The organism is Dokdonia genika, from assembly GCF_042652845.1.
In the GTDB taxonomy this organism is placed as follows: domain Bacteria; phylum Bacteroidota; class Bacteroidia; order Flavobacteriales; family Flavobacteriaceae; genus Dokdonia; species Dokdonia donghaensis.
Map to the genome: position 1 here is coordinate 215,465 of NZ_JBHSHB010000008.1, position 19,532 is coordinate 234,996.

Consider the following 19,532-nt stretch of genomic DNA (forward strand, 5'->3'; position numbering starts at 1 on the left):
TAGAAAAAAAGAAATCGTATGAAGTTAGCATCTATTTGTGTGTACTGTGGTAGCAGTGCAGGAACTGATCCAGAGATTATAAATCAAGCGCGCTTGCTAGGAGCCACACTGGCAAAAAAGGATATGACACTCGTATACGGTGCTGCCAAAATTGGGGTGATGGGAGCTGTTGCTCAGGGCGCTCTTGATGCAAATGGTAAAGTGATAGGTGTGATTCCGGCATTTTTACAAATTAAAGAAGTGGTACATACAGGCCTTACAGAGCTTATAGTAAATGAGACGATGCACGAGCGCAAGATGAAGCTCCAAGAACTGTCTGACGGTTTTATCACACTTCCTGGTGGTTTCGGAACGATGGAAGAACTCTTTGAGGTGCTTACTTGGAGCCAGCTAGCGTTGCATAAAAAGCCTGTGGGGATGCTCAATGTAAATGGCTTTTATGATGATCTTTTAAGTGCGCTTAAAAATATGGTAGACAAAGGTTTTCTTAAACAAGAAAATTATGACATCCTTCTTGTAGACACTACCATTGATGGTCTTCTTGATCAGATGGAGAACTTTGAGCCTATGGCAATGCCTAAGTGGTTAAAATCATCACTAGAGGCAAAAAAGTAATAACGCTCTTGTGGGTTATGCGCAAAGCGGTATGCTTTACAGCGATTTAGTTTTTATTAAAAACTGTTTGTAAAATGGTTAATTAAACCTGCGGTATTCTCTGAGTATCGCAGGTTTAATTTTTTAATTTTGTTACTATGACAATAGAAGAGCAAATCCTCGCTTTACGCAACGAATTACAAACACATAATCATAGTTATTATGTGCTAGATACGCCAACGATATCAGATTTTGAATTTGATAAAAAATTAGAACAACTTAAGGCACTAGAACTTGCAAATCCAGAATTTGACGATCCTAACTCGCCTACACATCGCGTAGGTGGTGCAGTGACTAAAAATTTTGAGACTATTGTACACGAGCATAGAATGTACTCTCTAGATAACTCCTACTCAAAGGAAGATCTTGAGGACTGGGAAGCCCGAGTTAAGAAAATGGTAGATGGTGAAGTACATTATACCTGCGAGCTTAAATATGACGGTGCTTCAATAAGTCTTACCTATGAAAATGGAGAGTTGCTCAGAGCTTTAACCCGTGGAGATGGATTACAGGGAGATGATGTAACTACTAATATTAAAACCATAAAGTCTGTTCCTTTAAAGTTAAAAGGAGATTATCCTCCTAAGTTTGACATACGTGGTGAGATTGTGCTTCCTTGGGATGGTTTTCACGCGATGAATGCAGAGCGCGAGGAACTAGGGTTTGAGCTATATCGTAACCCGCGTAATACCGCAAGTGGTTCTCTAAAACTTCAAGATAGTGCAGAGGTTGCAAAGCGACCATTGCAATGTTTACTTTATAATATTACCGGTAATAATCTAGGGATAGCTACCCAGATGGAAAGTTTGCAAAAAGCTAGAGACTGGGGTTTTATGGTACCAGATGCTGCAGTACTCTCAAAGAGTATTGATGAGGTGCTAGATTTTATTAATCACTGGGATAAAGCTCGTCACGACTTACCATATGAGACAGATGGTGTTGTAGTAAAAGTAAACGGACTCCAGCAGCAAGAGGAGTTGGGGTATACGGCAAAAGCTCCGCGATGGGCTATGGCTTACAAGTTTAAAGCAGAACAGGTGTCTACCCGCTTACGCGAAATAACATATCAGGTAGGTCGTACTGGAGCCATCACACCAGTAGCAAACCTAGAACCTGTAGAGCTTGCTGGTACAACCGTTAAAAGAGCCAGCCTTCATAATGCAGATCAGATAGAACGACTAGACATACGAGAAGGTGATGAGGTGTTTGTAGAAAAAGGAGGGGAAATCATCCCAAAAATCATAGCAGTAGATCTTACTAAGCGTCCAGCAGATTCTGAGCCTACCGATTATATAACTCAGTGTCCAGAATGTGATACTTCGCTTGTGCGTAAAGAAGGAGAAGCACAACACTACTGTCCTAACGATATGGGTTGCCCCCCACAAATTATAGGCCGTATACAGCATTATATATCTAGAAAAGCAATGGATATAGATGGGCTAGGAGGTGAGACTGTAGCTTTACTTGTAAATGAGGGACTTATATCAAATTATGCAGATCTATATGAGCTTACAGTAGCACAGTTGCTTCCGTTAGAAAGAATGGCTCAAAAAAGTGCCGAAAACTTAGTGAATGGTGTGCAGGCGTCTGTTAAGATTCCTTTTGAGAAGGTGTTGTTTGGTTTAGGTATACGATACGTAGGAGAGACTGTAGCCAAAAAACTTGCAAAGCATTACAAGTCTATTGAGGCGATTATTTCGGCAACAGAAGAAGAGCTGGTTGCTGTAGATGAAATAGGAAGTAAGATTGCTGAGAGTGTTGTATCATTTTTCGCGAAAGCGGAACATATAGCACTCATACAACGTTTAAAATCTTACGGAGTACAGCTAGAAATTTCTGCAGAGAAGCTTGCAAACCAGTCGGATGTGCTTGCAGGTAAGACGTTTGTGGTCTCTGGTGTGTTTGAAATGCCACGTAATGATCTTAAAAAACTCATAGAAGATAACGGAGGGAAAGTCTCAAGTTCTATCTCATCTAAAACATCATACCTCGTTGCTGGCGAAAAAATGGGACCTAGCAAATTAGAAAAAGCTCGAAAACTAGGAATTACTATTATTTCTGAAATAGAATTCTTAGCTTTAACTAATGCTTAGAGGGAACTTTACCGGATATAGGTTACATAGATCTATCAGTATTCTGTTAGGATTTATGATGATGCTTACACCTGTCTTTTTTGATCAGAATGCGATATTTTACTTGACTCCCTTTGGGTCATTATTCTTATTTATATACGTTTTTAAAGCAACAGGTAAGTTCAGTATTTCCTTATTAATATTTTTAGCAGCAACGCTACTGTCGGAGTATTTATTCTTAACAGATTATGAGAAGAATATAACACTCACGTGCCTAGCATCTATTGTAGGGTATGCGGCACTCTTGTTTTTAATGAAACCTGTATTAAAAAAACGAGTAACGGCCTTTTCAAAGCATAATCTCGTAGAACTCATTGTGGGGTTTATTACCCTCAGTTTTGTACTGCTATACATTGTTTATCTAGTAATGCCGTTTATACCAGAAACGAGCCTCTTCTTGCTTACAGTGGTGGTTTTTGGTATTACAATGAGTGTTTGCTTTATAATACCTAATTATAACCTCCATCCAGATAATATAGGTCTTATTATGATAGGAGGTAGCTACATTGCTGGTACTGTCTTTGGCTTCATATACTACTTTCTTTATAATGAAATTCCTATGCTTATGATGGCCACATTTATGATGGTATTTATGAAAGTAACCTTAGCCACTTATATAACTAGGTTTAAACGAATAGAAAAAGACAGTACATATCAGGAGTATATCTAGATTATATATCAAGCACGAGGCTTCTACTCTCTATATTTTTTGCATCATCTAGATAAAAATCTATTCTTCCTAGGTTAATGCCTCCCCAACCCACCTGATTTATAAGCACAAACTTTCCTGATTTGTTCTGTGCGATAGTTGGCTTCTTTAAGAAGGTATGTGTGTGTCCACCTATAATAAGATCTATTCCTTCTGTCTTTCTGGCGAGTGCTACGTCTGAGATAATGTCTTTACTGCGATACTCATAGCCTAGGTGAGAAAGGCAGATAACAATGTCACAATGTTCTTCTTGTCTGAGTGTATTAGCTGTGTCTGTAGCCATCTCGACGGGATCTAGGTATTTGGTTTCTTTAAACATATTTTTATTAACTAGACCATTAAGTTCTATACCTAGACCAAAAACACCAATACGTACTTCATCTTTCACAAAAACCTTATAAGGCTTTGTAAGCCCATCCATTATGGTGTTTGAGAAGTCATAATTTGCTATAAGAAGCTCAAAAGAAGCATTAGGCATTTGCGCAGCTAGCCCACCTATGCCATTGTCAAAATCGTGATTACCTATGGTAGCGGCATCATACCCCATCATAGACATAAGTTTAAACTCAAGCTCACCTCCATAAAAATTAAAGTAAGGAGTGCCCTGAAAGATATCACCTGCATCAAGAAGTAATGTGTTTGGGTTTTCTTTACGTACGGCCGTGATAACACCCATTCTTCTGGCAGCACCGCCTAGATTTGCATACTTTGGGTCGTTAGAAGGGAAGGGCTCAACGTGACTATGTACATCGTTAGTATGTAAAATGGTAATGTGTTTTTTTTGCTTTCGCGAAAGCGTATCTACACCCATCCCCATTGTTAATCCTCCTAGTCCTACAAGACTTGTTGCTGCGGCGGTTTGTTTTATAAAAGTTCTACGTATCATTTGCTATCTCTTGTAAATCTGTTATCTCTTACGGGTGCGATGGTGTCATACTTTTTAAAATAATCTATGAGCACATTTCTTATTTTGTAATCTAGCGTAAGCGTGCTTACCGGGTTTTCAAAAAAGGTCATATGGTCACCACCATTCTTGAGGTAGTCGCTAGTTGCGATAAAGTAAGTCTCGTTATCATTAATATCTTGACCTTGCACTTGTGTTTTTAAAAGATCACCTGTGGCCGATAGTTGTACCTCCATACCTGCGATGGGATGTGCACTTCCACCTTTTAAGTATTCAAAAAGAGATCTCATTTGCTTACCACTAAGCTCTACGACAACCACTTCGTTTTCAAAAGGCATTAACTCGTAAGCGGTTCTAGTGGTGATGTTTCCTTTATTAAGAGCAGAGCGTATGCCGCCATAATTGAGAAGCACTGCGTTAAAGGGGTATCCAGTTCTTTTTTGAAATATAGGGTTTGCCATTTCATAAACAGCATCTGCCATCATATTGCCTACTGCTGTGTTGAGCTTGCCATCCTTTTTTGTGTACGATGCTGGTGCAATGGCTAGCACACTATCCATTTCTGCCTGTATAGCTTCCTTGTATGGAAGTATGGCTTGAATTATTTCTTCACTCGTTGGGCTATTTTGATTCACAGGGATAATTTCACCTTTTAAGCGCTCTGGAGCGTAGTGAGATTCTTCCTTACAAGAGATTGCTGTTGTATATATAACAATCGCATAGATGATAGTTAAAAGCGTGGTCCTCCTCATAATTTATGGCGTAGGTAGCAGTAAATTTTATCTACATTTGTTCAAAAGTAAAGTTATATGTTTTTAACCGGATTAAAAGCAAAATCCATCATTAAACAAATAGATAAAGCACAACAAGCACGCAATTATAAGGCGAGCACAACTGCAGTATCTAGCGTTGCTATTTTACAAGATGTAGATAAGCCTTTTAATCAAAATAATCTTTCTTCTTTGTGCAAAGCAATAGGAGTAAAGTCTAAAGATGTAGCAATACTTGAGTATGTAAAAACCTTAACAAAAGAGCAGCGTGAGCAGCCACAGTTATTTTCAGACAAGCAAGTAGGGTGGAAAGGAGTTTTTAAAACAAAATCGCTCAAAGATTTTAGTGCAACTCCTTTTGATATTTTAATAAGCTACTACACGCCAGAAAATTTATCACTTAAAGCAATGACAGCACTCTCTGCTGCAAAGTTTAAAGTAGGGATTGACCCAGCTATGGAAACATACAATGATCTTACGATACACGTAGCTACAGGTCAAGAAGTGGTTTTTACAAAAGAATTAGAAAAATATTTAAAAATTTTAAAAGTTATAAATTAATGCAGGAGTTAAGGGGTACAGGTGTTGCTCTTGTTACACCATTTAATGAAGATTTGTCTATAGATTATAATGGACTTACTAAGCTGGTAGAATATTGTATTTCTGGTAGTGTAAATTATCTTGTCGCACTAGGTACCACGGCAGAGAGTGCTACGTTATCTAGTGAAGAGAAGCAGGCCGTAGTTGCTCATATCATAAAGGTAGCAGAGGGGCGCTTGCCTATCGTGCTAGGTGTAGGAGGTAATCATACAGCTGCAGTTGTTGCAGAACTTAAAAATGGTAAGTATGATGGTATAACCGCTATACTATCGGTCTCTCCGGCTTATAATAAACCAACCCAAGAAGGAATATACCAGCACTTTGCTGCAGTAGCTACAGCGAGCCCAATGCCAGTAGTACTTTATAATGTGCCAGGTAGAACTTCTAGCAATATGTTACCAGAAACTACGGCGAGACTTGCTAGAGATTTTGACAATATTATAGCTATTAAAGAAGCCACCGGTGATATGTCACAGGTACTTGAGCTAATACACAAAACCCCAGATGATTTTATGGTGATCTCTGGAGATGACACACTTTCATTGCCATTAGTTTCGGCTGGAGGTAGTGGTGTGATATCTGTGATAGGTCAAGGTATCCCAGAAGTTTTTACGGCGATTATTAATGATGGTTTAAATAACGCTTTCGCGAAAGCGTATAAAGAACACTTCAAAATACTTGAACTTATAGACCTTATTTTTGAAGAAGGCAACCCAGCAGGTATAAAATCATTGCTAGCACATCAAGGTGTGTGTAAGCCCTTTGTAAGATTACCACTAGTAAAAGCTACAGATGATCTACACCAAAAGATAGGGTCATTTTTAACCTCTTTATAGAAGTTGTTAAACGTATGCTAACAAAATAAATGCTGGGGTGAAAGCGTTTATTTTTGGGCTATATTAATTAAGTTATGTTATGTGATTGATTTTACGTAATTTTGCCTGCTGTTTTTAACCCTTATGAAGAATATATTTTTCCTACTAGTTGCAGTTGTTTTATTGAGCTCTTGTTCGGCGTATCAAGATGTTCTTAAAAACGATGATATTAAAGCAAAGTACACATTTGCAGATTCCTTGTATTCTCAAGGTAAATACAAAAAAGCCTTAAAGCTTTGGGAGCAGATTGTGCCGCTATACAGAGGACGCCCGCAAGCAGAGCGTGTGTCATATCTTTATGCAAATACATTTTATGAGCTAGGAGATTATTACCAAGGAGGGTATCAATTTGAACGTTTTGTAAAATCTTTTCCTCAGAGTGAGAAGAGAGAAGAGGCAGCATACAAAAGCGCAGAGAGCTATTATAATAGGTCACCTAGATTTAACTTAGATCAAGGAGATACGTATATAGCAATGGGTAAACTTCAAGATTTTATAAATCAGTATCCAGATTCTGAGCGTCTCGATGATGCAAATGCTAAGGTGCAGGAGCTCAACCAGAAGATAGAGCGCAAAGCCTACGAGATTGCAAAAGGATATAATAAAATAGGAGAGAGTAGAGGAACGTTTCCAAACGCGATAAAAGCGTTTGATAACTTTTTATTAGATTTTCCGGGGTCTAAGTATCGTGAAGATGCTTTGTACTGGAAGTTTAACTCTGCATATCAACTAGCATTAGGAAGTGTAAGACGTCGTAAGGCAGAAAGACTAGAAGATGCAAAAGAAGCATATAACGCCTTAGAGAAGTATTTTCCAGAAGGAAAGTATAGCGAGCAGGCAGCAGAAGAAGTAGCAGCTGTAAATGAAGCGCTGCTAGCAATGGAAACTTTAAATTAAAGAAGAATATTATGAATATTAAGGACTTAGATGCACCTTTAAGCACAACGACTATTGACAAGAATCTTGTAGATGCCCCTACAGATAATATCTATGAGGCGATATCTATTATAGCAAAACGTGCTACACAGATCAATACAGAGATCAAGAGGGAGCTTTCAGAAAAACTAGATGAGTTTGCTACGTTTAATGATAGTCTTGAAGAAATCTTTGAAAACAAAGAGCAAATAGAGGTGTCTAAATTTTATGAGCGCCTTCCTAAGGCTCACGCACTAGCAGTGCAAGAGTGGTTAGAAGATCGTATTTACCACAGAGATCCATCTGTTACTGAAGAAAAAAGTAACGACTAGATAGATGTCAGTATTAAGCGGTAAAAAAATACTTTTAGGAGTAACCGCTGGCATTGCAGCATATAAAAGCGCCAGTCTTGTGAGAGCATTCATAAAGGCTGGCGCTTCTGTGCAAGTAGTAATGACAGAGAAGGCAAAAGACTTTGTTACTCCGCTCACATTAAGTACACTCTCTCGTAATGAGGTACACTCATCGTTTACAATTGAAGGTGATGATAATGCAGTGTGGACAAATCACGTGGAGCTTGGGCTTTGGGCAGACCTTATGGTTATTGCTCCTGCAACAGCAAACACGCTTTCTAAAATGGCAAATGGCGCATCAGATAACTTATTGCTAGCTACTTACCTAAGTGCAAAGTGTCCTGTGTATTTTGCTCCAGCGATGGATCTTGATATGTATATCCACCCTTCATCTACAATTTCTTTTCAGAAACTGCAGTCTTACGGTAATGTGATGATAGAGGCTACCAGTGGTGAACTGGCTTCTGGTCTAGTAGGTAAAGGACGTATGGCAGAGCCAGAAGATATCGTGACATTTATAGAAAATGATGTAATGGGTAAGTTGCCCCTAAGAGGTAAACGTGTGATGATTACAGCAGGACCTACTTATGAAGCAATAGATCCCGTACGATTTATAGGAAATCACAGTAGTGGTAAAATGGGGTGCGAGCTTGCTTTAAGAGCAGCAGACCTGGGTGCGACAGTAGATCTTATACTGGGACCTAGTGCTATAAAAGTAAATCATAGTCTAATTACAGTTCATAATGTAGTCTCCGGTGAGCAAATGTATGATGCTGCACACGCCGTATTTGATAAGGTAGATGTAGCAATCGCAGCAGCAGCAGTGGCAGACTATAAGCCAGCGAAAGTAGCAGAGGAGAAGATCAAGAAAAAAGACACTTCGATACAAATAGACTTAGTAAAAACTAAAGATATTCTTGCTTCGCTAGGTGCGATTAAAAAAGATCAATATCTTTTGGGCTTTGCATTAGAAACACAGAATGAACTAGAAAATGCAAAGAAAAAGCTCGAGAAGAAAAATCTTGACGCGATTGTTTTAAACTCTTTGCGAGATAAAGGTGCAGGGTTTCAGACCAAAACCAATAAAATTACGTTTATTGAAAAAGACGGTTCGGTTACGGAGTATGATTTAAAGACAAAAGCCGAAGTGTCTATTGATATATTTGATAAAATAGCCGAAAAAATATGATGAGAGTACTTACATTCTTAGTGGTTTTATGTTGCTCATTTAACCTTGTAGCACAAGAGCTTAATGCAGTTGTGATTATCAACGCAGAGCAAACTAATAAAGCAGATTTACAAGTTTTTAAAACTTTAGAACGCTCACTTACGGAGTTTATAAATACCACTAAGTGGACAGATAAACGCTTTAAGCAACAAGAGCGTATAGACTGTTCTTTTAATGTGATTATCACTCAGCAGGATGGTAATAACTTTCGCGCAAGCTTACAAGTAGGAGCATCGCGACCTGTGTTTGGTTCTAATTATGATACGCCTACGTTTAACTTTAATGATAAGCAGTTCGATTTTGAGTATACAGAGTTTCAGCCGCTTATTTTTAACCCTAACACGTTTGATTCAAACTTAGTTTCTGTAATTGCTTTTTATGCTTATACTATCTTAGGTATGGATGCAAATACGTTTAAGCTTAATGATGGCGATGGATATTTTCAGCTTGCAAAGCAAATAGTTACAACTGCGCAGCCTAGTAGTGAGACTGGATGGAGTCCTCAAGACGGGTCACAGTCTAGATATAGATTAAATGAAGATTTACTTTCTCCTAATTTTAGAGAGTTTGCAGGTATAATGTATACGTATCACCGTACGGGTCTTGATTTTATGGGTGAAGATAAAAAGCGTAGTAAACAAACACTTGCAACTACCTTATCTCAATTTAGGTCTATGTATAACAAGAGGCCTAATAATTTTTTAACCCGTGTATTTTTTGATACTAAGGGAGAGGAGATTGCTTCTATCTTTTCTGGGGGTCCTTCTGTAAATGTAAAATCTCTTGTAGAGGTGCTCAATCAAGTTGCACCAACTAAATCAAATTACTGGAGACAAATCACTTTTTAATAGTATATAATAAAGACAATCCTTAATTTTAAATTCCTGTATAACGGGAATTTTTTGTTGAGTCTTACATCTCACTTTGTGCGTTTATTTTAACTAAATCTAAAAATCATTGCTTACTTCTCTTTCTATAAAAAATTATGCACTTATTCAATCTGTACAATTACAGTTTGATAAAGGGTTTACTGTTATTACTGGAGAGACAGGTGCTGGTAAGTCTATATTGCTAGGAGCACTAGGTCTTATTACCGGTAAAAGAGCAGATATGTCTAGCGCAGGAGATGCGTCTCAAAAATGTGTAGTAGAAGGTGTCTTTGCCATAAGCGACTACCACCTCAAAACTTTTTTTAAGGCTAATGATCTCGATTATGATGCATCTACTATTATAAGAAGGGAAATTTTACCTTCTGGAAAAAGTAGAGCCTTCATAAATGACACGCCCGTAACACTATCACAACTTTCCACACTGGGCGCTAGGCTAGTAGATATACATAGCCAGAATAAAACGCTGCAAGTGGTTGAAAATGATTTTCAATTTGAGATGATTGATACGTTCTCAAACAGTGTGGCATTATTAAAAAAATATAGAACGGCTTACACTCAGTGGAAGACTTCAAAAACGGCCCTTGTCGAACTTTTAGAAAAAAAGAAGCAAGCCCAGCTAGAGTATGATTATCAATCTTTTCTTTTTACAGAGCTTGACGAGGCATCATTAAAGGTAGGAGAGTATGCAGAGATAGAAGAGGAGCTTAACACATTAAGCAATGCAGATGAGATTATGCAGCAGCTGGCTACAGCGGTACAAAATATATCTCTAGATGAAACGGGAGCTATAGATCAACTTGCCGCAGCTAGAGCAGCGCTGGCTAGACTAAATAGTTATGGTACTCAATATACAGAATTGTATGAGCGACTTAATAGTACATTACTCGAGTTAGAGGATATAGGAGAAGTACTTAGTCAGGTTTCTGATAATGTAGATGCAGACCCACTTACATTAGAACGACTCAATACACGTATGCAGTTGTTGCACTCGCTTATTAAAAAACATCAGGTAGGAAGTGTAGAAGAACTTATTGAGATACGAGATAGACTAGATAATGATTTACAAGATATCGCAGGGGTAGATGATAAGATAGAAGCGCTAGAGGCTCAGATACAATTAGAAAAGGAAAGTGCATTTGCACTAGCTTCTCAGTTACATAAAGATCGTGCTGCTGCAATACCACACCTTACCTCACTAGTAGAAAAACTACTTGTTGAACTTGGTATGCCTAATGCACAGTTTGCAGTTCAGTTAGATTCTCAAGATATTCTTACAGCAACAGGAACAGACAACTTAGAATTTTTATTTTCGGCAAATAAAGGTAGTGATCTAAAGCCTTTAGGTAAAGGAGCTTCTGGCGGAGAACTCTCTAGAGTAATGCTCGCCCTTAAGTCTGTTCTTAGTAAACATAAACAATTGCCTACACTTATTTTTGATGAGATTGATACCGGTGTGAGCGGAGATATTGCAGTAAAGATGGGAGCCATCTTGAAAAAAATGGGGCGTACAATGCAACTTGTAAGTATCACCCACTTACCGCAAATTGCGGGTCAAGGTGCTTCACATTTTAAAGTGTATAAGAAAGATACAGATGAGCGTACGCAGACTTACATAGAACGACTCAATGAGGATGAACGTATTGTAGAGATAGCAGCTATGCTAGGCGGGGGGCAACACAGTGACGCGGCAATTGCTCACGCAAAAAATCTACTAAACTAGTGTGATTTAAGCAGAAACCACGATATTTACACCTCCATAACGGCGCAGGCCGAAAACCTAACTAGAATACATCAAACCATTACTGTTATTATGAGTTATAACTTACTTAAAGGAAAACGCGGAATTATTTTTGGAGCATTAGATGCAAATTCAATCGCTTGGAAAACAGCAGAGCGTGTACACGAAGAGGGAGGATCTTTTGTACTTACTAACGCACCTATCGCTATGCGTATGGGACAGATTAACGAGCTTGCAGAAAAGACAGGGTCAGAAATCATTCCTGCAGATGCTACATCGCTAGAAGATCTAGAAAACCTTGTTACAAAAGCACAAGAAATACTAGGAGGTAAGTTAGACTTTGTACTACACTCTATAGGGATGTCTGTAAACGTACGTAAAGGACGTGCTTATACAGATCAAAAATATGACTGGACACAAAAAGGTACAGATGTATCTGCAATGTCTTTTCATAAAGTAATGCAAACACTCTACAAGCAAGATGCTATGAATGAGTGGGGAAGCATCGTAGCCCTTACCTATATGGCAGCGCAGCGTGTATTTCCAGATTATAACGATATGGCAGATAATAAGGCATACTTAGAGTCTATCGCGCGTAGTTTTGGATACTTTTATGGTAAAGAAAAGAACGTACGTGTAAACACAATATCACAATCACCTACACCTACTACGGCAGGTCAAGGAGTAAAAGGATTTGACGGTTTTATCGCTTATGCAGAAAAAATGAGTCCGCTAGGTAACGCAACGGCACAAGACTGTGCAGATTATACCATCTCACTATTCTCAGACCTTACAAAGCGTGTAACAATGCAAAACCTTTATAATGACGGAGGTTTCAGCAACACGGGAGTAAGTAATGAGGTGATGGACGCTTTTATGAAAGCCGAAGGACACGAATAAACTTTAGTACGCTTTCGCGAAAGCGGAATCAAACCCATACCAACCACCGTCTATATGTCGGTGGTTTTTTATTGCCTAGCCTCTAGGGATGTCTTAGCTTTGTTTTATATGCAACTTTCATATTCATTTATTATTCCCGTTTATAATCGACCAGATGAGGTGGCCGAACTCCTTGCTAGTTTTAACCAGCAAGAAACCGCTATTCCTTATGAGATTGTAATTATTGAAGATGGCTCCAGCATACCTTGTAAAGAAGTAATAGATGCTTACCCAGATCTTGATATTACCTATTTAACAAAGCCTAACTCAGGCCCAGGGAGTTCTCGCAACTATGGGATGGAGAGAGCGAGAGGTAATTATTTTATCATACTAGATTCAGATTGTATGTTGCCTCCACAGTATGTTGAGGTGATGGATAAGCAGTTAAAGGAACGATATGTAGATTGTTTTGGCGGTCCAGATGCGGCACATCCAGACTTTTCTAACTTGCAGAAGGCTATAAGTTATAGTATGACGTCGTTTTTTACCACGGGCGGTATACGCGGCGGAAGTGAAGATACCGGAAAATTTCAACCTCGTAGTTTTAATATGGGATTGTCAAAAAAGGCTTTTCAAACTAGTAAAGGTTTTGGAGATATTCATCCCGGGGAGGATCCAGATCTCGTATTGCGATTATGGGATTTAGGTTTTAAAACGGCGCTTATACCAGAGGCTTTTGTCTATCATAAACGTCGCATCTCTTGGAAAAAGTTTTACACTCAAGTTCATAAATTTGGACTAGTGCGACCTATACTAAATGCCTGGCACCCTAGTACAGCAAAGCTTACTTATTGGTTTCCTACTTTGTTTATCGTAGGTCTAGCTGTAAGTTTACTCGTAGCATTGTTTGGTAATACGATACTACTCAAGTTTTACGCATTGTATGTTGCGATTATTTTTGTGCATTCAAGTATTATAAATAAAAGCCTCGTTATAGGTTATTTAAGTATTGTTGCAACTGGTATTCAGTTTTATGGCTACGGTACGGGTTTTCTGTCTTCTACAATAGGAATAAAATGGCTAAGACAGCTTCCGCGAAAGCGTTATCCACATCTTTTTTTTAGTACATTAGAGAACCAAAAGTAACCACCGTATATGTTGAGAGGAATTAAAATAAACAGCGTGAGTGCAAGAGAGTTTTTATTCTTCTTGCTGTTTACTACTATCATTGCTGGCCTCATAAAATTATCTAAAACATATAAAACGCAATTTGAGGTAGCCATAGAAGTGGTAGATGTCCCCATAGACCGAACAATCCAAGAGTTAACACCTGGCTATGTAAAAGTAAGTGCAGAAGGTTCTGGTTTTTCCTTACTTACAAATGCTATAGAGGAGCCTACATTAAAAGTGTCTTTTACAGAGCTACAGAGCGTAGAGTCTCATATGTATGAATATACAGTAACGGCTAGATCACTTTCACAAAAAGAAGTTGTAGATAATGAAGGCGCTGTACTTGCAATCGTTCCTCCTCAAATACGTATAGCTGTAGATTCTGTAGCGTCAAAGCGTATCCCAGTACAATCTAATGTTGCCGTTTCTTATAAAACAGGTTATGGAGCAAAAAGTAAACTACGTATCGAGCCAGATAGTATTACCATAGTGGGACCAGCGACTTCTATAACATCAATCAAAGAAGTTTTTACAATCGGAAAAGAACTAATGGAGGTAGATAAAAAGATAGCGCAAGATGTAGCACTATCTACTCAAGAGCTGCCACAAGACGTACGGTTGTCACAAACTACGGTAAATTTAGTACAAGATGTAGCTAAGTATACGGAGGGTAAAATAGTAGTGCCTATTACCATACTTAATGATCTAGATACGCAGGTTAAAATATTGCCCAAAACTGCAGAAGTAAGCTATATAGTAGAACTCGAAAATTTTGATAAAATCACCCCGTCAGATTTCCTAGTTACCTGTGATTATGAAAACGCTACAGATAATGATGCTTATTTACCGCTCAAAATAGCAAAGGCACCTGCTACCGTAAAAGTTGCGAGACTTATAAACAAGCAAGTAAAGTTTATTGTAATTAATTAGTTATGATAGTAGTAGGTATTACAGGCGGCATAGGAAGCGGTAAAACGACGATTGCAGGTTTTTTTAAAGAATTAGGAATACCTGTTTATATTGCAGATGATGAGGCAAAACTCCTTATGAACACAAGCAAGGAATTGCAAAGGGAGATCATTAACCTTTTTGGAGAAGAAGCATATAGGGAAGGTTTACTTAATAGGCCTTATATAGCGAGTAAGGTGTTTAACTCAAAAAAAATGCTATCTAGACTCAATGCTATAGTACACCCTGCGGTTAGAAAACATTTTCAAGACTGGGTTGCCGCTCAAAATGCAGCATACGTTATGCAAGAGGCTGCAATTTTATTTGAAAACGGGGGATATAATTTATGTGACTTTACCATACTTGTAACGGCTCCTTTAAAAGAGCGTATCGCTCGTACTATAAAAAGAGACGGTACGACCGAAAATGAGGTAATTAAGAGAATGAAAGCACAATGGTCTGATGATCGTAAGGCTGCAATGGCAGATGTTGTCGTAGAAAATATAAAACTCGAAGAAGCAAAAAACGCTGTGTCACGCATTCACACTCATATTATGGTGCGTCTAGATAAGGGTTGGGCATAGCATAACTACCGCTTGTTAACATTTGGTTAAACCGAAACCGCCTGAAATGTTAAAATCTTATTTTTGGGTAGTGAATAAAAAACTATTTTACTTATTAATTGTGCTTATGAGCTTGTCGCTCATAGGTATCATATTTGTACAAGGCTATTGGATATCTAGTAGTGTAGATGCTAAGCGTGAGCAATTTAGCTTTAACGCTAAGCAAGCACTATCTGCTGTGGTAGATAGAATAGAAAACCGAGAGCTAGAGGATTACTATTATCCGGTACAGAAAATGGTAGATAGTATTGGGCTTCCAGACGAGTTGTCTTTTGAAGAATACTTTTACATTAATGAAGATCTAGTAAATAATGAGATTACTTTATACAGTAGCGGCATTTTACAAGAAGATTTTAAAATCACAGCGCCAGGAGTTACAGGAGAAGAAGGGGATAGTATAGAGTTTAAAAGATATGCAAACAGAAGATCTACTCAAATCATAAAAAGGGGTAGTGTAGACGGTAATGAAAGTTCAACATCAAATAGAATACAAGAATTTTCTAGATTGCTCGATTACGAGAAATACCAATTTTCTGGAATTGTGAGCGATATAGCAAATAGAATTCCTATACATAATCGTGTTACAGAGGAGGAAATAAGTAAACTTCTTACTATTGAGCTTGTAGAGCGCAATCTAGAAACAGATTTTGAATTTGGAGTATATAGTAATGATCTATTAACAAGAGTACGATCTAAGGATTTTAAGTTTAGAAAGTCTGCACCGGGATATAGCGAGCCTATATTTCTATACGATAAAGACGTAAGTGATTACTCATTATATGTTCAGTTTCCTGGTGAGAAGAAGTTTGTTATCTCTTCTATATTAGGAATGGCAGGGTTATCTATAATTTTCACACTTATAATAGTGATCGCCTACTCAAGTGCATTACACCAGCTCAATAAGCAACGACAGATATCACAGATTAAGACAGATTTTATAAATAATATGACCCACGAGTTTAAAACACCTATTGCTACTATAAACCTAGCGCTAGATGCTTTAAAAAATTCAAAAATTTCTAGCAGTCCAGAAAAAGTAGCATACTATCAAGGTCTTATAAGAGAAGAAAATAAACGTATGCACGGACAAGTAGAAAATGTACTGCGCATATCTAAACTAGAGAAAAACGAATTAGATATTAATAAAGAGCGTCTCGATATGCACGAGCTTGTAGAAGATGCAAGTAACCATATATTGCTGCTAGTAGAAGATCGAGGAGGTTATATTAATCTTCACCTTGACGCAGAGCGCACACCAGTGCTAGCAAATGAGTCACATTTTACAAATGTGTTAGTCAATATAATGGATAATGCTGTAAAGTATACACCAGAAGATAGAGCGCCAGAAATAGATGTTTATACAGAAAACACAAAAGACTCCATTGTCATAAAGATAAAAGACAAAGGTGATGGAATGTCTAAAACTGTGCAGAAAAAAGTATTTGATAAATTTTACCGTGAGCATACGGGAGATATACATAACGTAAAAGGCCACGGCTTAGGGCTTGCATATGCAAAACGAATAGTAGATGATCACCAAGGTGAAATCTCTGTCGAAAGCGAAAAAGGAATGGGGAGCACATTCATAATCAAATTACCACTAATATCATTATAATATGGAAACTGAAAACAAAAAGATTTTACTAGTAGAGGATGATCCAAACTTTGGAACTGTTCTTAAGGATTACCTTATGATGAATGACTATGATGTCACTCACGCAAAGAATGGAATGGAAGGATTTGAAAAATTCAAAAAAGATGATTACGATCTATGTATCTTAGACGTGATGATGCCTTACAAAGATGGATTTACACTGGCAAAAGAAATAAGAGAGAAGAACGAAGAAATTCCTATTATCTTCTTAACGGCAAAAGCGCTTAAAGAAGATGTTCTTAAAGGGTATAAAGTAGGAGCAGATGATTACCTTAATAAGCCTTTTGATAGTGAGGTCTTACTTATGAAAATTAAGGCAATCATACAGCGCAAAGCGGTAGACTCTGTTGCAGACTCTAAGCAGTTTGAGTTTAACATAGGGAACTTCCACCTTAACTCTAAGTTACGTTTCTTAACATATAAAGAAGAAGAGCCTATAAAATTATCTCCTAAGGAGAATGAATTATTACGTATGCTTGCCCTACACGAGAATGACCTTATGCCCCGTGAGCTAGCACTTACAAAGATCTGGAGAGATGATAACTACTTTACTTCACGTAGTATGGATGTATACATCGCAAAACTACGTAAGTACTTAAAGAAAGATGACGTTGTTGAGATTCTTAACATACACGGAGAAGGTTTCCGTCTAGTCGTTAAGAAAGACGAGTAAGCATTTAATATCTAAAAGATATTAGTGAATTTATAAAACGTACCACTTTTATAAGTGGTGCGTTTTCTTGTTTAAAAATGAAGCGATTTCTTCAAAAGGAGTTTCAAAATCAAACCAGTGTATACTCGTATCTTTACGGTACCAGGTCATTTGTCTTTTGGCAAATCTTCGGGTGTTTGTTTTTATATTTTCTATGGCGCGCTCTAGGGTGACCTTCCCATCAAAATATTCAAAAAGCTCTCTGTAACCCACAGTGATGAGTGCATTATTTTGCTTTCGCGAAAGCAAACTTTCTACCTCCTCTACAAGTCCATTTTCAACCATAATATCTACACGTCTATTAATGCGATCATACATAATCTCACGGTCTGCCTTAAGGCCTATTTTTATGGTTTGAAAGTCACGAGCAGGTCTAGGTTTATCTCTAAAAGATGAAAATGGCTTACCAGATGACAGGCAAACCTCAAGTGCTCTGATCACTCGTTGTGTATTATCTATATCTACTTGAGAATAATAGGTGGGATCTTTTTCTTTAAGAAGCTTTTGTAGAGCTATTTTTCCGTCTGTTGCTAGTAAAGTTTTAAGGTCTTCTCTTACGCCAGGTTTTACATCTGGAAATTCATCAAGACCATTTATAACAGCGTCTACATACATTCCAGAACCACCTACCATAACGAGTTCATTGTGCGTTTTGTGCAAGGTTGTAATCTTTTGTATCGCATCTTTTTCAAAATGGCCTACACTGTACGGTTCATCTACAGATAAGTGTTGTATAAAGTGATGGGGTGCCGCTGCAAGTTCTTCTGGCTCTGGTACAGCTGTACCTATGTACATTTCCTTAAAAAATTGCCTGCTATCTGCAGAGAGAATCTCTGTATTAAAATGCTGGGCGACTTTTATAGAGAGAGCCGTTTTACCTATAGCGGTAGGGCCTACAATGGCAATAAGATACTTAGAAGTCACGATCAAGAGAGTTACCGCATTTATGACAAAACTCTGCATCATCACGATGCTTCTTTGCATTACAATTTTGGCAGCACTGTGTATTCATATGTACATAATCTTCACCATCTATTGTAACTTTAGAAGGTTCCATATCCTTTGCATACTCTGCGCTTACTATTCCTGTTGGTACCGCGATAATCCCATAACCTAAAATCATAATAAGGGCAGCTATAAATTGCCCAAGAGGTGTCACAGGTGCAATATCTCCAAAACCTACCGTAGTAAGGGTAACTATACACCAATATACACTTACAGGTATACTTGTAAAGCCACTTTCTTCTCCTTCTACCATATACATAATTGTACCAGCTATGATACAAAGTATAAGCACAGCAAATAAAAATATACTAATCTTTGCTCTAGAGTCTTTAAGAGCTCTAGATAATTTATTAGACTCACCTACGTATCTTGTAATCTTTAAAATTCTGAAGACCCTAAGCAAGCGCAGTGCTCTTACGGTTAATAGCGCATTTGAGCCTATAAAGAAAAAAGCTAGGTATTGAGGTATAGTAGAGAAGAAGTCTATAAGACCGTAGAAGCTAAAAATATAAGTGCTAGGTTTTTTGATAGTAACTATTCTAGCAAAATATTCTAGTGTGAAGAATATCGTGATAATCCATTCTCCTATCTCAAAATAATCGTGAAATCTTGCATCAATACTCTTTACACTCTCAAGCATTACCAGAGCAATACTTGCAAGTATAAGTATGAGTAATACTACGTCAAATAACTTTCCGGCAGGCGTATCTGCCTCATAAATAATATCGTGAAGTTTTCTACGCCAGGGTGATGTACTGTCTTTTGTCACTGTT

20 protein-coding genes are annotated in these 19,532 nt (G+C 37.9%); 16 read left to right on the forward strand and 4 right to left on the reverse strand.

From position 1 onward, the window contains the following. Positions 1-18 precede the first annotated feature (18 nt). The 3 genes from ACFO5T_RS04880 (at position 19) to ACFO5T_RS04890 (ending at position 3,456) form a co-directional block, all read left to right on the forward strand. Positions 19-615 carry an LOG family protein gene (locus tag ACFO5T_RS04880; RefSeq protein ID WP_375251923.1) on the forward strand — a complete coding sequence of 199 codons (597 nt, stop codon included), beginning with the start codon at positions 19-21 and terminating at the stop codon, positions 613-615. Positions 616-752: 137 nt separating this feature from the next. Further along, positions 753-2,747, forward strand: a complete 1,995-nt coding sequence (gene ligA, locus ACFO5T_RS04885; RefSeq protein ID WP_380032515.1) for an NAD-dependent DNA ligase LigA — start codon at positions 753-755, stop codon at positions 2,745-2,747. After that, on the forward strand, positions 2,740-3,456 hold the full coding sequence (locus ACFO5T_RS04890) for a hypothetical protein (protein WP_380032517.1): 717 nt from the start codon (positions 2,740-2,742) through the stop codon (positions 3,454-3,456). Before ligA ends, ACFO5T_RS04890 begins: the two co-directional genes overlap by 8 nt. 1 nt (position 3,457) lies before the next feature. Here the strand turns inward: ACFO5T_RS04890 and ACFO5T_RS04895 are convergent, their stop codons facing one another. Then, the gene (locus tag ACFO5T_RS04895; RefSeq protein WP_380032519.1) at positions 3,458-4,381 is read right to left on the reverse strand and encodes a bifunctional metallophosphatase/5'-nucleotidase; all 924 of its coding nucleotides are present in this window, start codon (positions 4,379-4,381) and stop codon (positions 3,458-3,460) included. Next, on the reverse strand, positions 4,378-5,151 hold the full coding sequence (locus ACFO5T_RS04900; RefSeq protein ID WP_380032521.1) for a 5'-nucleotidase C-terminal domain-containing protein: 774 nt from the start codon (positions 5,149-5,151) through the stop codon (positions 4,378-4,380). The genes ACFO5T_RS04895 and ACFO5T_RS04900 overlap by 4 nt, the downstream gene beginning before the upstream one ends. A 57-nt stretch (positions 5,152-5,208) precedes the next feature. Here ACFO5T_RS04900 and ACFO5T_RS04905 point away from each other — a divergent pair, with 57 nt between their 5' ends. The 13 genes from ACFO5T_RS04905 (at position 5,209) to ACFO5T_RS04965 (ending at position 17,715) form a co-directional block, all read left to right on the forward strand. Continuing rightward, positions 5,209-5,730 (forward strand): DUF6913 domain-containing protein, encoded by a 522-nt coding sequence (locus tag ACFO5T_RS04905; protein ID WP_380032523.1) that lies wholly within the window; start codon positions 5,209-5,211, stop codon positions 5,728-5,730. Beyond that, complete coding sequence (gene dapA / locus ACFO5T_RS04910) at positions 5,730-6,605, forward strand: 4-hydroxy-tetrahydrodipicolinate synthase (protein ID WP_375251929.1); 876 nt, start codon at positions 5,730-5,732, stop codon at positions 6,603-6,605. Before ACFO5T_RS04905 ends, dapA begins: the two co-directional genes overlap by 1 nt. Before the next feature lie 123 nt (positions 6,606-6,728). After that, a complete protein-coding gene (locus ACFO5T_RS04915; RefSeq protein ID WP_375251930.1) occupies positions 6,729-7,541 on the forward strand; it encodes an outer membrane protein assembly factor BamD in 813 nt (270 codons plus the stop codon). 11 nt (positions 7,542-7,552) lie between these two features. Beyond that, entirely contained in the window at positions 7,553-7,891 is a 339-nt protein-coding gene (locus ACFO5T_RS04920; RefSeq protein WP_375251931.1) for a DNA-directed RNA polymerase subunit omega, read from the forward strand. Between the two features lie 4 nt (positions 7,892-7,895). Then, positions 7,896-9,101, forward strand: a complete 1,206-nt coding sequence (gene coaBC, locus ACFO5T_RS04925; protein WP_380032526.1) for a bifunctional phosphopantothenoylcysteine decarboxylase/phosphopantothenate--cysteine ligase CoaBC — start codon at positions 7,896-7,898, stop codon at positions 9,099-9,101. Continuing rightward, positions 9,101-9,988 carry a type IX secretion system protein PorD gene (porD, locus tag ACFO5T_RS04930; protein WP_465251692.1) on the forward strand — a complete coding sequence of 296 codons (888 nt, stop codon included), beginning with the start codon at positions 9,101-9,103 and terminating at the stop codon, positions 9,986-9,988. The genes coaBC and porD overlap by 1 nt, the downstream gene beginning before the upstream one ends. Positions 9,989-10,097: 109 nt before the next feature. Continuing rightward, on the forward strand, positions 10,098-11,750 hold the full coding sequence (gene recN / locus ACFO5T_RS04935; protein ID WP_380032530.1) for a DNA repair protein RecN: 1,653 nt from the start codon (positions 10,098-10,100) through the stop codon (positions 11,748-11,750). A gap of 90 nt (positions 11,751-11,840) precedes the next feature. Then, a complete protein-coding gene (locus tag ACFO5T_RS04940; protein WP_021778420.1) occupies positions 11,841-12,668 on the forward strand; it encodes an enoyl-ACP reductase FabI in 828 nt (275 codons plus the stop codon). A gap of 108 nt (positions 12,669-12,776) precedes the next feature. Then, the gene (locus tag ACFO5T_RS04945) at positions 12,777-13,793 is read left to right on the forward strand and encodes a glycosyltransferase family 2 protein (protein ID WP_375251935.1); all 1,017 of its coding nucleotides are present in this window, start codon (positions 12,777-12,779) and stop codon (positions 13,791-13,793) included. A 9-nt stretch (positions 13,794-13,802) separates the two neighbouring features. Next, complete coding sequence (locus ACFO5T_RS04950; RefSeq protein WP_375251936.1) at positions 13,803-14,747, forward strand: YbbR-like domain-containing protein; 945 nt, start codon at positions 13,803-13,805, stop codon at positions 14,745-14,747. Between the two features lie 2 nt (positions 14,748-14,749). Then, positions 14,750-15,349, forward strand: a complete 600-nt coding sequence (gene coaE / locus ACFO5T_RS04955) for a dephospho-CoA kinase (protein ID WP_021778423.1) — start codon at positions 14,750-14,752, stop codon at positions 15,347-15,349. A gap of 70 nt (positions 15,350-15,419) precedes the next feature. After that, complete coding sequence (locus ACFO5T_RS04960; protein ID WP_038600932.1) at positions 15,420-17,003, forward strand: sensor histidine kinase; 1,584 nt, start codon at positions 15,420-15,422, stop codon at positions 17,001-17,003. A gap of 1 nt (position 17,004) precedes the next feature. After that, positions 17,005-17,715, forward strand: coding sequence for a response regulator transcription factor (locus ACFO5T_RS04965; RefSeq protein ID WP_021778425.1), 711 nt, complete (start codon positions 17,005-17,007; stop codon positions 17,713-17,715). Positions 17,716-17,763: 48 nt separating this feature from the next. On the opposite strand, the gene miaA is transcribed toward ACFO5T_RS04965, so the two are convergent. Next, a complete protein-coding gene (gene miaA, locus ACFO5T_RS04970) occupies positions 17,764-18,717 on the reverse strand; it encodes a tRNA (adenosine(37)-N6)-dimethylallyltransferase MiaA (protein WP_380032972.1) in 954 nt (317 codons plus the stop codon). Further along, positions 18,668-19,528 (reverse strand): ion transporter, encoded by an 861-nt coding sequence (locus ACFO5T_RS04975; RefSeq protein WP_375251940.1) that lies wholly within the window; start codon positions 19,526-19,528, stop codon positions 18,668-18,670. The genes miaA and ACFO5T_RS04975 overlap by 50 nt, the downstream gene beginning before the upstream one ends. Between the last annotated feature and the right edge of the window lie 4 nt (positions 19,529-19,532).

Coding starts and splice junctions, on each gene's coding strand:
- miaA (WP_380032972.1), bottom strand. CDS start 18,717: ATGCAGAGTTTTGTCATAAATGCGGTAACTCTCTTGATCGTGACTTCT.
- ACFO5T_RS04920 (WP_375251931.1), top strand. CDS start 7,553: ATGAATATTAAGGACTTAGATGCACCTTTAAGCACAACGACTATTGAC.
- ACFO5T_RS04940 (WP_021778420.1), top strand. CDS start 11,841: ATGAGTTATAACTTACTTAAAGGAAAACGCGGAATTATTTTTGGAGCA.
- ACFO5T_RS04965 (WP_021778425.1), top strand. CDS start 17,005: ATGGAAACTGAAAACAAAAAGATTTTACTAGTAGAGGATGATCCAAAC.
- ACFO5T_RS04905 (WP_380032523.1), top strand. CDS start 5,209: ATGTTTTTAACCGGATTAAAAGCAAAATCCATCATTAAACAAATAGAT.
- ACFO5T_RS04900 (WP_380032521.1), bottom strand. CDS start 5,151: ATGAGGAGGACCACGCTTTTAACTATCATCTATGCGATTGTTATATAT.
- ACFO5T_RS04880 (WP_375251923.1), top strand. CDS start 19: ATGAAGTTAGCATCTATTTGTGTGTACTGTGGTAGCAGTGCAGGAACT.
- dapA (WP_375251929.1), top strand. CDS start 5,730: ATGCAGGAGTTAAGGGGTACAGGTGTTGCTCTTGTTACACCATTTAAT.
- ACFO5T_RS04945 (WP_375251935.1), top strand. CDS start 12,777: ATGCAACTTTCATATTCATTTATTATTCCCGTTTATAATCGACCAGAT.
- coaE (WP_021778423.1), top strand. CDS start 14,750: ATGATAGTAGTAGGTATTACAGGCGGCATAGGAAGCGGTAAAACGACG.
- coaBC (WP_380032526.1), top strand. CDS start 7,896: ATGTCAGTATTAAGCGGTAAAAAAATACTTTTAGGAGTAACCGCTGGC.
- ACFO5T_RS04950 (WP_375251936.1), top strand. CDS start 13,803: ATGTTGAGAGGAATTAAAATAAACAGCGTGAGTGCAAGAGAGTTTTTA.
- ligA (WP_380032515.1), top strand. CDS start 753: ATGACAATAGAAGAGCAAATCCTCGCTTTACGCAACGAATTACAAACA.
- porD (WP_465251692.1), top strand. CDS start 9,101: ATGAGAGTACTTACATTCTTAGTGGTTTTATGTTGCTCATTTAACCTT.
- ACFO5T_RS04915 (WP_375251930.1), top strand. CDS start 6,729: ATGAAGAATATATTTTTCCTACTAGTTGCAGTTGTTTTATTGAGCTCT.
- ACFO5T_RS04895 (WP_380032519.1), bottom strand. CDS start 4,381: ATGATACGTAGAACTTTTATAAAACAAACCGCCGCAGCAACAAGTCTT.
- ACFO5T_RS04890 (WP_380032517.1), top strand. CDS start 2,740: ATGCTTAGAGGGAACTTTACCGGATATAGGTTACATAGATCTATCAGT.